Origin of the sequence: Salinibaculum sp. SYNS191 (assembly GCF_037338445.1) — an archaeon.
GTDB classification, from domain to species: Archaea; Halobacteriota; Halobacteria; order Halobacteriales; family Haloarculaceae; genus Salinibaculum; species Salinibaculum marinum.
Map to the genome: position 1 here is coordinate 2322500 of NZ_CP147838.1, position 12983 is coordinate 2335482.

The window sequence follows — 12983 nt, forward strand, 5'->3', positions numbered from 1 at the left end:
CCTAAACGGTGCGCTTCCGCTCAGTGGTCGTGGCCGTGGTCGTGCCCGTCGCCGATGTCGCCGCCGGCGACCAGCGCGTCGTGGTCGCCCTCTATCATGTCCATGTTCTTCAGCGTGTCACGCTCCTCGAAGTCCTCGACGGCGTCCATGAGGTCCTGCTGAGTCAGCGTCGTGCGCTCCTCTGTCAGCGCGTCGAGGACTGCCTCCCGGAGCACCAGCCGGAGGTCGCTGCCGGTCAGCCCTTCGGTAATCTCGGCGAGTTCGTCGGGGTCGAAGTCGAGGATGTCCATCTCGCGGGTGACGACGCGCAGGATGTCCGAGCGCATCGTCCGGTCGGGCTTGGGGAAGTTGACGATCTCGTCGAAGCGCCGCCAGGCCGCGGCGTCGAGCTGGTCGGGGTGGTTCGTCGCGCCGATGAGCAACACCTCGTCCTGGACGAGGCTGACCTCGTCGATGCTCTTCAGCAGCGTGTTGACGGCGCGCTTGATGGCGGCGTGTTCGTCGCTGGCGCGGGTCTTCGCCACGAAGTCGAACTCGTCGATGAAGAGGATACACGGCGAGAGCCGTTTCGCTACCTCGAAGGTCTTCTCGACGTTCTTCGCGGTCTCGCCGAGGTACTGGCTGGTAATCATCGACAGCTTCACCTCGACGAAGGGGAGGTCGAGCTTGCGGGCCAGCGCCCGCGCGACGGTGGTCTTGCCGGTGCCCGGCGGCCCGACGAACAGGAGTTTGCCGATTTCGCGCAGGCCGATGGAGGCGAGGTACTCGCGGTGTTTGATCGCCTTGACGATTTTCAGAATCTCGTTCTCCTGGTCGGCCGTCAGCACGATGTCGTCCAGCGTCATCTCGATTTCCGTCGGCGCGCGCACGTCTACGAGGTCCAGCATCTCCCCTTCCTCGTCCTCGTCGAAGTACTCCGAGAGGAGGTTGTCGATGACCGCGCGGTCGGCCCGAGACGGGCGGTTGTACTGGCGGGCGCTCTCGTAGTCGACGCCCTCGACGTCGTCCTCGAAGTGGGCCGCGAGCACCGGGTTCGCCCGGAGGGCGTCGGCGTCGAGCCGGTCGCGCAGCCACTCCTCGGCCATGTCCCGGTCGGTGAACGAGAGGGTCCCGTCGAAGTCGTTCTTGTCGGTGAACATCAGCCCGGAGACGACGTTCCAGGGCTCCTCGACGCCGGTGGCCGCGGCGGCAGACTCGAGGGTCGGCGAGAGCGGGCGCTCGATGCGACCGTCGCTGTAGAAGGCCTCGCGGTAGGCTGGCGGCAGGTCGTCGGGCTCGAACTGCTTGTTCTCCGTGTAGACAGACGCCGTCAGCACGAACTCGACGACGGCACGCTCCGGGTCGTTCATTCTCACCGAGGTTAGCCCGCGACGGAAATAAGTGCCTCGAAGTCCGCGTGGCCGCCCCGTCTCCCGGTTTCCGGTCTCACCCCGTTCAGACGGCCCGGTTGCGGAGGGTCCCGTAGTCACCGGTCTCGTCGATTTGCTGGAGGTTCTCCGCGAGGATGTCCGCCACCCGCTCGTAGTACTCGGGCGTGTCCCCGGAGTTGTGCGGCGTCACGAGGACGTTCGACAGCGTCCACAGCGGGTGGTCCTCCGGCAGCGGCTCCGGGTCGGTCACGTCCAGCGCCGCGCCGCGGATGCCGTTGCCCCGGAGCGCCTCGACTAACGCGTCCGTCTCGACGACGGGGCCGCGGGCGACGTTGACGAGGACGGCGTCCGGCGGGAGCGTCTCGAAGACGGCCCCGTCTATCAGCCCCTCCGTCGTCTCCGTCAGCGGGCAGGCGAGCACGAGGTAGTCCGTCTCGACGCAGGCGGCGTGGACGTCCTCGAACCCCACCACCTCGTCGGTCGGGCCGCCCTTCTCGGGGCTGTAGCGCACGCCGACGGTGTCGACGTCGAACGGCTCCAGGCGGTCGACGACGGTCGTCCCGATTGCCCCCAGGCCGACGACGGTGACCGTACTCCCGTGTAGCTCGCGGGTCTGGAAGTGTCGCCACTCCCGGCGCTGCTGGCGCTGCCAGCCGCGGTGCAGTCCCCGGGCGAACGTCAGCAGCGACCCGAGGACGTACTCCGAGATGTTGGGGCCGTGGACGCCCGACGCGTTCGTCACGGCGATGCCGCGTTCCTCGAAGGCGTCGGTCGGCAGGTGGCCCACGCCCGCGTACAGGCAGGCGAACAGTTCCAGCGACTCGGCTCGGTCGAGCAGGGCCTCGTCCATCTGCAACCCGGTCACGACGGAGGCATCCGCCACCAGTTCCTGCTCCTGCTCCGGTGTCCGCGCCAGCCGAATCTCGCGGTCCGGCAGTCGCTCCCGGAGTGCCTCGACGTAGTTCTCGATGGGGCGGCCGTGGACCTCCTGGCGGAGTACCACGACGTCTCTGTCGGTCATGTCCGGACAGACACGCGCCGTCGCCTTAGTTACCGTGCCGGAGTGAACGGCTTGCCAGTCGTTCGCCGTTTGTGAGATTTTAACAGGGTGGCTCCCCTCAATCCGATCATGGCAACACCAGTTATCGTCGAAGCGGTTCGCACGCCCTTCGGCAAGGAAGACGGCGCGTTCGCCGACGTCCGAAGCGAAGACCTCTCCATCCCGCTCGTGGACGAACTCCTCGCGAGCACCGGCCTCGCCGGCGAGGACGTCGACGACCTGCTGTGGGGCTGTGCCCAGCAACGCGGCGAGCAGGGCAACAACGTAGGCCGGGTCGTCTCGCTGCTCTCGGACCTCGGCGAGTCCGTCCCCGCGGCGACAATCAACCGCTGGTGCGCCTCCTCGGCGGAGTCGGTGATGCGCGCAGCCGACGCCGTCGCCGCCGGCCAGCGACAGGTCGCCATCGCCGGCGGCGTCGAGTCGATGTCCCGCGTGAAGATGGGCGAGAACGTCCACAACGTCCACCCCGGTCTGAACGACCACTACAACGTCGGCGAACTCCAGATGGGGATGACCGCCGAGAAGGTGGCCGCGGAGTTCGACATCTCACGGGAGGACCAGGACGCCTACGCCCTGCGCAGCCACGAGCGCGCGGCCGACGCCACCGAGTCCGGGAAGTTCGCCGAGGAGATCGTCCCCATCGAGACCGACGACGGAACGGTCGAGAAGGACGAGGGAATCCGCTACGACACCAGCATGGAGAAGATGGCCTCGCTGCCGACGGTGTTCAAGGCCGACGGGACGGTCACGCCGGGCAACGCGTCCCAGACGACCGACGGCGCGGCCGCGCTGATGGTCACCTCCCGCGCCTTCGCCGAGGACCACGGCCTGGACGTCATGGCGGAGGTCGGCGACCACAACGTCGCCGGCGTCGACCCGACGATGATGGGCATCGGCCCGGTCCCGGCGGTGCGGGGCCTCGCCGAGCGGACCGACCGCGACACCGACGACTACGACCTCGTGGAACTCAACGAGGCCTTCGCCAGCCAGACGCTGTACTGCCAGCGCGAACTCGGCTTCGACGACGACAGCTTCAACGTCAACGGCGGCGCAATCGCCATCGGCCACCCGCTCGGGGCCTCTGGCGCGCGCCTGCCCGTGACGCTCATCCACGAGATGCAACGGCGCGACGCCGACCTCGGCCTGGCGACGGAGTGCGTCGGCTTCGGCCAGGGCGCGGCCATCGAGTTCCACCTGGAGTAGGCGCGGCGTCGCGCGTCGTCACTCTGTCAGGAGCGTCCGGATGCTGGTCGCGGCCTCCTCGAAGGCGGTCACGTCCATACTGTCGGTCGTCAGGATGACGCCGGCCGCGCCCTGGATGATCCGGGTGACGAAGCCGTCCCGGTGGAAGCGGACGGTGAACTGGTAGGGCCCGATGGGAGCCGGTTCGGTGTCGGCCAGGGCGTCACGGACCGGTCCCTCCGCGAACCCGACGGTCTCCAGGTCGACCAGCTGTGCCTTCGCCTCCCGTGCGTCCTCGTCGGCGTCGTAGAGGTCCTGGCGGACGTACAGCACGTCGAAGGTAGCGGGGGTGAAGTACACGACGCCCCGGAGTTCGTCACCCAGGGCGGTCCGGGCCGCCGAGACGAGCTGGTCGGCCATCTCCGCGCTGACGTCTGTCTCGAATGGTGTCATGTGCATGCATCACGTACGGCGGCTGCGGGCAAAACCCTTCGCGCACTCCCCGCTCGGGAGGGCTCCCGACTGCTATGTAGCAGTCATAGCAACGCTTTGTCCGGCGCGGGACCCTGGTCGAACAACATGCCGACGGTCACCGACGCCTTCGGGGACGAAGTGCTCGCACGAACGGAGACGTACCTCGACCAGGTCCGGGCCGCCACCGCGCACCTGCCGGACGCCGTCGACGCCTACGGGACCGACCGGGACGCCTTCGAGGCTGCCGTCGACCGCCTGAGTACGCAGGAGTCGGAGTGCGACGCGACGCTGCGGGAACTCCGGACGCTCGTCGGCGAGTCGCTCCCGCCGAACTACACCGACGTCTACCTCCGCGCCGACGACGTCATGCGGCTGTACGACTGCGTCGACGCCGTCCCGAACCACGCGGAGTCGTTCGTGCGCGAACTCGCCGCCATGCGCCCCGACCTGCCAGAACGGGTCCACGAGGCACTCGCCGAGATGGCGTCGCTGGCGACCGAGGCGACCGTCGTCCTCACCGACGTGACCGAAGCCTACGTCGAGAGCCTCCTCGCGGCGGGCGAACCCGTCCGGGTGGTCGACAGCGTGGACACGCTCGCGACGATGGAGGGCGACTGTGACGCCCACAAGTACGACGCGCTGACGGCGGCCTTCGGGGCGTGTTCGACGGCGGACGCGCTCGTCGTCCGGGAACTGCTGCTCGCGCTGGACGACGCCGTCGACGCTATCGAGGACGCCGGCGACCACCTGCTGTCGATGAGTTCGACGACGCTGTAGGCGGACACCGCCAGCCGACAGCCGCAACGCCGCTCCCGTTGTCGCCCGTTCGAAGAGTCTTATGGGGGCGGCGGCGCTGGTGGGCCGTATGGACCTCGTCGCGCTGTTCAACGAGATGCCCTTCCACAGGTTGCTGGGAATCGAACTCACGTTCGCGGAGAACGGCGTCGCGACCGGCGAGTTGACCCACAGCGAGGAACTGCTCTCGAACCCCCACGGCGACGTCGTCCACGGCGGCGCGACCTACGCGCTCGCCGACGCAATCGGGAGCGCGTCGGTCATCTCGCTGTCCCACGCGGTCTCGCCGACGGTCGACATGCGCATGGACTACCTCGCGCCGGTGACGACGGACCTCACCGCCGAGGCAGAGGTGGTCAGATTCGGCGAGAGCCTCGCGATGACCCGCGTCGAGATGTACGACGCCGACGACAGACACGTCGCTACCGCACACGGGACCTACAAAACGGGCGGGCAGGGCGAGGAGACGCCGTGGTCGGACGCGGCCACCGTCACGCCGGACGACGGCGGGCAGTGACTCCCGTCAGGACTGGCACATCTGCATCCCCTTCCGGACGGGGTCGCGCTGGCCCAGCAGGGTCAGTTTGTCGCCGCGTTCTATGACGTAGTCGGCGGTCGGCACCTGCGTGTCGCCGTCCTTGCTCACCAGCGCGATGAGGCAGGCGTCGGGCAGCGTCGGCCCGACCTCGCGGATGGACTTGCCGACGACCGCTTCGTTGGTGACTTCGACCTCCTGGACGTCGCCGGTGCGGCCGACGCCGGTCATCCACCGCGCCAGCGCGGGCCGCTCTATCTGGTTGTCGATGGCCCACGCCGTCGCCATCCCCGAGTCGATAGTGTTGACGCCGAGGTCCTCGAAGGCCTCGACGTTGTCGGGGTTGTTCGCGCGCGCGATGACCTTCTCGATGTCGAACTTCGAGTCCGCCAGTTGCGACACGAGCAGGTTCGCGTCGTCGTCGCCGGTCGCGGCGACGATGATTTTCGCGTTCTCCGCGCCGGCCGAGCGCAGGATGTCGGTGTCGGTCCCGTCACCCCACTCGACGGTGAAGCCGGCGTTGCGGGTCTCCTCTACCACTTCTTCGTCCTCTTCGACGATGACGACGTTCTCTCCTCGGTCTGCGAGGCGTTCGGCGAGCGCACGGCCCGTCTTCCCGCCTCCAACGATGATGACTCGCATTGGTATCACGTCCAGGTATTCGGCGATGTAGCGCGCGAAGCCGCCCTCGAAGACGACTGTCACGAGAATCACGAGAAAGACCGTGCCGACGAGAATGTCGGCCTGGCTGGTCAGCGTCTGTGCCTGTGTGAGGGCGTCGACTGCGTCGGGGGTGCCCAGCGTCGCCGGGTCGACGCCCTCCAGACTGGTGACGCTGCGTCCGGTCAGTTCCGCGGCGGTCGTCCGGAACTCCGTCGCCTGCTCGCGGAGGTCGACCGCGAACAGGGTTGCGACCGACGCCGGGATGATGCCGCGGGGGCCGACGAAGCTCATGAACACCCGCTCGCGGGCGGTGAAGCGGCCGCCGACCGTCGAGACGAACACGAGCAGCGGCCGGATGACGAGCGCGACGGCGGCGACGACGACCAGTCCGGGCACGCCGATGCCGAGCAACACGTCGAAATCCAGCAGCGCGGCCAGCGCGATGAAGACGAAGGAGAGCACCAGCAGCGTGATGTCGCCCTTGAAGTCGGTAATCTCCTCCTCGTAGGGGATGTCGGCGTTGCCCAGCAGGAGGCCGGCGGTCGCGACGGCGGCGACGCCCGCCTCGCTGCGCTGTGCGTTCGCCACCGCGAAGGCCATCAGCGCACCCGCGAGCACGAGCAGGCGGGCGTTGCGCGGCGCGTCACCCGGCGAGAGGTCGATGTACAGCAGCATGTAGTAGACGCCGGCGGCGACGACGATGCCGACCAGCACGCCCGTCCCGAGGCGGGCGGTGAAGTCCTCGACCAGCCCCGTCGTCGCGCTCTTGGGGTTGAGGACCTCGAAGACGACGACGGCGAGGATGGCCGCGCTCACGTCGTTGACGATACCCTCGGTCTCCAGGGCCGCCGCGACGCGGTCCCGGACCGGCACGACGTTGAGAATCGGGGTGATGACCGTCGGTCCGGTGGCGACCAGCAGCGCGCCGACGAGGAAGGCAAGCGGCCATCCGGTCTCGAGCGCGAAGCGCACGGCGACGGCGGTGCCGACGAGCGCGATGACCGCGCCGACGGTGATGAGCCGGACGGTCGCAGCGGGCGCTTCGCGCAGGCGGTTGATTTCGAGGTGGAACGCACCCTCGAAGACGATGATGGCGACGGCCAGGCCGACGATGGCCGGCAGCGCGTCGCCGAAGGCCTCCGGCGTGACGAAGCCCACCCCCTCCGGGCCGAGCGCGATGCCGGCGACGATGTAGAAGATGATGCTCGGGATGCCGGTTCGGCTGGCGAGCACCTGCGCAACCACGCCCAGGGCGATGATGCCCGCGACCAGGACGATTAATTCGCTGGCCGCCACGGCTGTCCCTCCATCTGTCCTGTGACAGGAGTGCCCCCTGTATAAACGCACTCACTTCCGCTGACCGGGGGACGGCGCGGTCAGAACTGCCGGTCCCGGACGGCCGTCGTCGTCTTCCCGTCGGCGGTCAGGTCGGTGGTGATGGTGACCTCGTTGTCGTTTCTGGAGACAGTGAGCGCCTCGCTGAGGCCGACCTTGACGCGGACCGTCTGCTCGACGCTCCCGCCTGCTGGCACGTCGCCGATGCGCTGTCGCCCCTCCCAGATGTTCTCGCCGCCGGAGGTGATGGTGAAGTTCGCAGCGACGTCGTCCGCGCCGTCGCCGTCGGTGTCGGTCACCGTGTAGGTTACGTCCCGGCAGGTCCGGCCGCACTCGGTGATGGTCGCGATTTTGAGGGAGAGTCCGAGTTCCGCGCCCACGTCGCCCGTCGCAGTCGGTGCCGCCGTCACGGTCGGCGTGGCGGTGACCGTCGGGACGGCCGTTGGCGTCGCGGTCGCTGTCGTCGTCTCCGTCGGCGTGGCAGTCGCAGTCGCGGTAGCCGTCACCGTCGCTGTGGCGGTCTCGGTCGGCGTCGCGCTCGCACCGCCGTCACCGACCTGCGAACAGCCGGCGACGGCGACGAGGACGGCCAGCAGTCCGATTGCGACGACCCGTCGGGTAGTCGGCATACACCTGCGTAGGCGCGAGCATCCCAATCAACCTGTTGGGACTCAGTCCTCGCGGTTGTCGAGGTAGGTGAGGATTCCCCGGACGTTCATCCGCTCCTCGGCGCGGCCCTTCTCCTCGCCCCAGGCGTCGACGGCCTCTGTCCGCTCGACGAAGTGCTCGATGACCGCCTCGTCGTCGGCCAGGCGCTCGCGTGCGGCCTCCACGTCGGCGACCCACTCCCGCGTGACCTCGGCGTATGCGTCGAGGTTGTCGGCGGTCGGCGAGTCGCCGAAGTGGCCGTAGTACAGCGCCGCGGGGTCGAGGTCGCGGAGCATCTCGACGTCGGCGAGCACCTGGTCCAGGTCGAACGTCGGCGGCGGACTGGTCTGGCGCGGGCCGTCAAGCCCGGGCGTCAGGATGCCGGCGGCGTCGGCGGTGAACACGCCGTCGTTCGCGGGGTCGTGAAAGACGACCTGGTGAGGGGCGTGACCGGGCGCGTGGTGGACGTCCAGGCTGTGGTCGCCGAGGTCTATCGTGTCGCCGTCGGTCAGCTCCACGATTCGCTCCTCGGGGACCGGTTTCGGTTCGGCGTAGTATGCAATCTGGTCCTCGACGGCGGCCTTGGTCCCCTCCCAGAGCCGTTCGGGGTCGACGAGGTGGCGCGCCCCGAGTTCGTAGACGTAGACATCCGCGTTGGGACATTCGGCGGCGAGATAGCCCGCGCCGCCGGCGTGGTCGAGGTGGACGTGGGTGGGTGCGATGACTTCCAGGTCCTCGGGCGCGATGCCGACCTGGTCCATCGCGTCGAGAATCGCCTCGTAGTTCGTCCCGATGCCGGTGTCGACGAGCGCGGGCCGCTCCGCGTCGAGGATGTAGACGGAACCGTACTCCGCGGTGTCGTACATCCCCGTGTCGACGTAGTAGAGGTCCGTCGTCTCGCCAGCCGTCGCCTCGTAGAGGTCGCCGAGTGCCATACCGGACGTGCGCCGACCGCCGGCAAAAGCGTTCCCGTGGGCGGCCGGAACGCGCTTTCCGCCCCGGCCACGCCACGGTGACGGCCCCCCGAGTCCCGACGAGCGGCCCGTCGACCGCAGAATCACATAACTATACGCATCCCAACACATATAAGATTGGTAATTTTACACTTTTCCCATGGGGAACGAGCCGAGCAACGTCTCTGGTGAAAGCAGCCAGAGACAGCACGATAACGTGAAAAACGGGCTGCGTGGGACACTCGTCGTAAGTGACGAGGAGGGACACGTCGGCGATACCATCACGCTCCACGGACGGAACTTCCCGGCAGAGCAACAGGTAGAGGTCCGCTGGCACACTGTCGAGGGCGAGTGGGGCGTGCTGGAGGCCCACGAGATAGTCGGGCCGCAGTACCGCCCGCGAACCGAGACCATCGGCACGGTCGTCACCGACGAGGAGGGGGCCTTCGACGAGGAGTGGACTGTCCCCGAGGACTACGGCGGGCGACACAGAATCGAGGTGACGGACACGGACGGGGATACCGTCGACGACGCCGAATTCACCATCGTCGAGCACTTCGAGCTCGACCGGACGGCGGCCCCGCTGGGGGAGTCGTTCCGCATCCGCGGCTACGGTATCAGCCCGGACGTGATGGCGTCGAACTACCACGTGAGCTGGGACAACAGCGCCGTCGGCTTCGTGAGCGGCGTCCAGAACCGCGGGACGGCCACGGCCGAAATCCGGGCGGCGGGGCCGGTCGGCAAGCACGTCATCGAGGTCTGGCACGGCTACCGCGGCGTCCCGTACCTCCTGCGGGACACCCAGTCCCCGTTCCGCGCTGTCGCCGGCGACCGCGGGAGTACCTGGACGGTCCAGGTGACCGAACCCGAGGAGCCACCCGAGACGGCCTGGCTGGACCCGCTGCTCGACGAGCAGCCGATTCCCGCCCACTATCCGTACCTCGACGAGGATACCGACGCCGAACTCGACATCTCGCCCGAGTGCGGGCAGGCGGGAACCAGCGCCATCGTCACCGGCACCGACTTCCCGTCACACGCCGAGGTCGACCTCACCTGGTACCGCCACGAGGGCCACGAGTCCGAAGGTCGGGAGAAGGCACCCGACCCGACCATCACCCCGGTTGCCAAACCCGACGTGCTCCCCACCGTCAGCACCGACAGCGACGGTTCCTTCCAGGTCGAGGTAGAGATTCCGCGCGATATCGGCTCGACCCGCCCAATCACCGCTGCCGTCGACGGCCGGGAGGTCGCCGTGACTGGCTTCGTGTTGCAACCGTCCATCGAGCGGTTCGAGCCGACGAGCGGCCCGGTCGGGACCGACATCGAAATCGAACTCTCCGGCGTCGGCTGGACGATGTACGAGAACGCGCCCTTCTTCGTCTACGACAACAAGCCCATCGGCTACCTCTGTGGGACGGGTGGCGACTACGACACCGGCATCGTCAATCCGGTGTTGCGCGCCACCGGGGAACCCGGCTGGCACTTCATCGACGTCTACCCGTCGCTGTTCGTCGTGCAGCGGGACAAACCCGACTTCGAACTCCGCCCGCACCTCTCTTATCTCGACAACCACCCGGTCCGCCCGCTGCCGGCCTTCCACTTCGCCTTCGAGGTCACCGAGTGACGGTGTAGCTCCTGGCCGCGGCCGCCTGCCGCCCTACTCGACGCTGAACTTGCCCTCGCTCCGGGCCTTCTGGCCGGTCTTGGCGTAGGCGGCGGTCTCGTAGAACCCGACCTGCTGGCCGTCCGTCTCGATGCGGCTCCGGTTGTAGGGGTTGGTCTCGACGTCGGAGTAGTCGAGGTCGAGCCGAACCGGCACCTGCGTGTAGACGTCCGTCAGGATGCGCTTCTGGACGGGCGCTTCGAGCACCGCGCTGGTGAAAAAGCGCGCCACCCACGGGTTCGGGGCCTCCTTGTTGATAAAGAGCGGGCCGGCGGAGGCGGGCCAGAAGCCGCCGCCGGGGAAGGTCCCCCGGAGCGCGTCGGACTGGGTGATTATCGACTGGACGGTGTTCGGGAAGCTAAAGAGCATCGTCGGCGCCTCGCCGTTTGCCACCTGCCGCGTCGCGGCGGTGTAGGAACTGGCACCCCGGAAGTTCAGGTTGTTCCGCAGGGCCTCGACCCACTCCATCTTGCTCATGTCCGTCTCCTTCGCGTGGCGCTTGACTATCCATCCGGCGTAGGTGGCGACGATATAGCCCGGCACCAGCATCGTCATGCCCTCGTACTGCGGGTCGAGGAAGTCGTTGTACGTCTCCGGCACGTCCAGTCCCTGTTCCTCGAACAGGTCCTCGTTGTAGGGGAGGGTGATGTTGGTTCCGCCGTTGAACGCGGGCACCATGAACGGCAGCAGGTGCCAGTCGTCGAGGACGTCTGCGAACCAGAAGTTCTCGTCGACGCCCATCTCGAAGTAGTTGCTCGCGACCTCCCGTGCCTTCTCCGTGCCCTCGTCGTTGCCGGCGATTTTGATTTCGTCCTGGACGTCGCTGACGTTGCTGAGGATGTCCACCTTGTCGTTGCCGGCCTGGCGCTCCTGAACGAACCGCTGGGAGACCTCACCGCCGGACCCCGCGACGACGCTGGCTTTCAGATTCGTCCCGAACTCGTCGTTGACGACGTTCACGAGGTCCTTCCACTGCGTGTCGTCGCCGGTCCCCGCGTAGATGGTTATCGTCTCGTCGCCGGCTATCTGGTCGGCCAGTTCGTCGGTGGTCCACGGCTTGGACGGTTCGCCGCCACCGCTGTCCGTCGGCGTCGCGCCGCCATCGTTCCCGTCCGACCCGGAGCACCCGGCCAGCGAGGCGACGGTCACCGCCGCCCCCGTCTTGAGGAACGACCGGCGCGTCCGACCGCCCGGTACCCGCCGCGACCTACCGGCACGGCTCCCCTGGCTGTCCCGCGTCGAGGCTGTCGTCGAATCGCCTGACATATTCCAGGACTTACCATTATACCACTTGAATGTTGTGCTATCCCGACAGACTCCCGGTGGTTATCTCTCATAATAACGTGTTATTTTAATATGTAGTAAGCTTAATTACGTGAATCGCAGGGCGGCCAATTCGCTGCAGAATAGCAGTAATTCCGACAGTACGTCCCGGAAGGGGAGTCCGGGCAGTCCGTGGCGCTACGCGTGGGTGACGACGAACCGGAGGGTGCAGGTGTCGCGGTCCTGGACGAAGGCGACCGGCTCGCCGGGGCCGGTCTGGAGTGTCACGTCGCCGTCCAGCCCCTGGACGACCTCGGCGAAGCTCTCGTCGTAGCGGTTCGTGACTGCCGGCCCGGCCACGTCGGCGCGGAGCGGTGCCGAGACGCTCGCGCGCTCGGTCTCGACGTCTACCGCTACTCCGTCGTCCCGGACGTGCAGCGGATAGCGGTCGCCGTCGTCGGCCAGGTCCACCGCCCGGACGAGCCGGTCCAGCTGCGCGACCGTCGTCTCGACTGTCGTCGGCATCGCGGTCCCGTCCTCGTCGAGGAACGTCGCGCCGTCGAAGCGGGTCGGCAGGAACGTCTCGATGTTGTTCAGCACCGTCGGGTCGTCGACGCAGGCGACGCTCACCTCGTCGGTGCCACCCGCCAGGGTCAGTCTGGTCGCGATACCCGCGTCGCCCTCGAAGCGGACGGTGACCCGGTCGCTGTCGACCCAGGACAGCCAGCCGAGCACGTCGTCGACGTCGAACATCGCCTCCACGGCCCCCTCCGAGGGCACGACGAGGTCGTCGAAGCGACCCGGGTCGAGCGTGCAGTAGGAGGCGCGGCGTGCGCCCGTACCGCTGGCCGGCGTCTCCACGGAGTCCTCGGTGACACGGACGAACATCTCCCGGCCGGTCTCGGTCGCCCCGTCCGAGAGGGCCGCGGCCTCGATCGCCCCCGCGATGGCTCCCGGCGCACTCTCGATGACTGCCAGCGTCTCCATGCGCGGAGTGCCGGCCAGCAGCCACTTAATTGTGGGCCGCCGGCCGCGAGAGCGA

The 12983-nt window shown here is 68.0% G+C and carries 12 protein-coding genes; 4 read left to right on the forward strand and 8 right to left on the reverse strand.

The window, feature by feature from the left end:
* Positions 1–20 precede the first annotated feature (20 nt).
* Both WDJ57_RS12470 and WDJ57_RS12475 read right to left on the reverse strand, forming a co-directional pair.
* Complete coding sequence (locus WDJ57_RS12470; protein WP_338901147.1) at positions 21–1349, reverse strand: ATP-binding protein; 1329 nt, start codon at positions 1347–1349, stop codon at positions 21–23.
* A gap of 85 nt (positions 1350–1434) precedes the next feature.
* Positions 1435–2391, reverse strand: a complete 957-nt coding sequence (locus tag WDJ57_RS12475; protein ID WP_338901148.1) for a D-2-hydroxyacid dehydrogenase — start codon at positions 2389–2391, stop codon at positions 1435–1437.
* 108 nt (positions 2392–2499) lie between these two features.
* On the opposite strand from WDJ57_RS12475, the gene WDJ57_RS12480 reads away from it, so the two are divergent.
* Positions 2500–3633 (forward strand): thiolase family protein, encoded by a 1134-nt coding sequence (locus WDJ57_RS12480; RefSeq protein WP_338901149.1) that lies wholly within the window; start codon positions 2500–2502, stop codon positions 3631–3633.
* An 18-nt stretch (positions 3634–3651) separates the two neighbouring features.
* Here the strand turns inward: WDJ57_RS12480 and WDJ57_RS12485 are convergent, their stop codons facing one another.
* Positions 3652–4071: a DUF7522 family protein gene (locus WDJ57_RS12485; protein WP_338901150.1), complete on the reverse strand. Its 420-nt coding sequence runs from the start codon at positions 4069–4071 to the stop codon at positions 3652–3654.
* Positions 4072–4191: 120 nt separating this feature from the next.
* Here WDJ57_RS12485 and WDJ57_RS12490 point away from each other — a divergent pair, with 120 nt between their 5' ends.
* The gene (locus WDJ57_RS12490) at positions 4192–4863 is read left to right on the forward strand and encodes a DUF47 family protein (RefSeq protein ID WP_338901151.1); all 672 of its coding nucleotides are present in this window, start codon (positions 4192–4194) and stop codon (positions 4861–4863) included.
* Positions 4864–4951: 88 nt separating this feature from the next.
* Positions 4952–5398: a PaaI family thioesterase gene (locus WDJ57_RS12495; protein ID WP_338901152.1), complete on the forward strand. Its 447-nt coding sequence runs from the start codon at positions 4952–4954 to the stop codon at positions 5396–5398.
* Positions 5399–5404: 6 nt separating this feature from the next.
* On the opposite strand, the gene WDJ57_RS12500 is transcribed toward WDJ57_RS12495, so the two are convergent.
* The 3 genes from WDJ57_RS12500 to WDJ57_RS12510 form a co-directional block, all read right to left on the reverse strand.
* On the reverse strand, positions 5405–7375 hold the full coding sequence (locus WDJ57_RS12500) for a cation:proton antiporter (protein ID WP_338901153.1): 1971 nt from the start codon (positions 7373–7375) through the stop codon (positions 5405–5407).
* A gap of 80 nt (positions 7376–7455) precedes the next feature.
* Entirely contained in the window at positions 7456–8043 is a 588-nt protein-coding gene (locus WDJ57_RS12505) for a hypothetical protein (RefSeq protein ID WP_338901154.1), read from the reverse strand.
* Positions 8044–8085: 42 nt separating this feature from the next.
* The gene (locus WDJ57_RS12510; protein ID WP_338901155.1) at positions 8086–8997 is read right to left on the reverse strand and encodes an MBL fold metallo-hydrolase; all 912 of its coding nucleotides are present in this window, start codon (positions 8995–8997) and stop codon (positions 8086–8088) included.
* A 178-nt stretch (positions 8998–9175) separates the two neighbouring features.
* On the opposite strand from WDJ57_RS12510, the gene WDJ57_RS12515 reads away from it, so the two are divergent.
* Complete coding sequence (locus WDJ57_RS12515) at positions 9176–10639, forward strand: hypothetical protein (protein ID WP_338901156.1); 1464 nt, start codon at positions 9176–9178, stop codon at positions 10637–10639.
* Between the two features lie 33 nt (positions 10640–10672).
* Here the strand turns inward: WDJ57_RS12515 and WDJ57_RS12520 are convergent, their stop codons facing one another.
* Positions 10673–11944 carry a substrate-binding domain-containing protein gene (locus WDJ57_RS12520; RefSeq protein WP_338901157.1) on the reverse strand — a complete coding sequence of 424 codons (1272 nt, stop codon included), beginning with the start codon at positions 11942–11944 and terminating at the stop codon, positions 10673–10675.
* A 195-nt stretch (positions 11945–12139) separates the two neighbouring features.
* Positions 12140–12928 carry a hypothetical protein gene (locus WDJ57_RS12525; RefSeq protein ID WP_338901158.1) on the reverse strand — a complete coding sequence of 263 codons (789 nt, stop codon included), beginning with the start codon at positions 12926–12928 and terminating at the stop codon, positions 12140–12142.
* Positions 12929–12983: the final 55 nt, after the last annotated feature.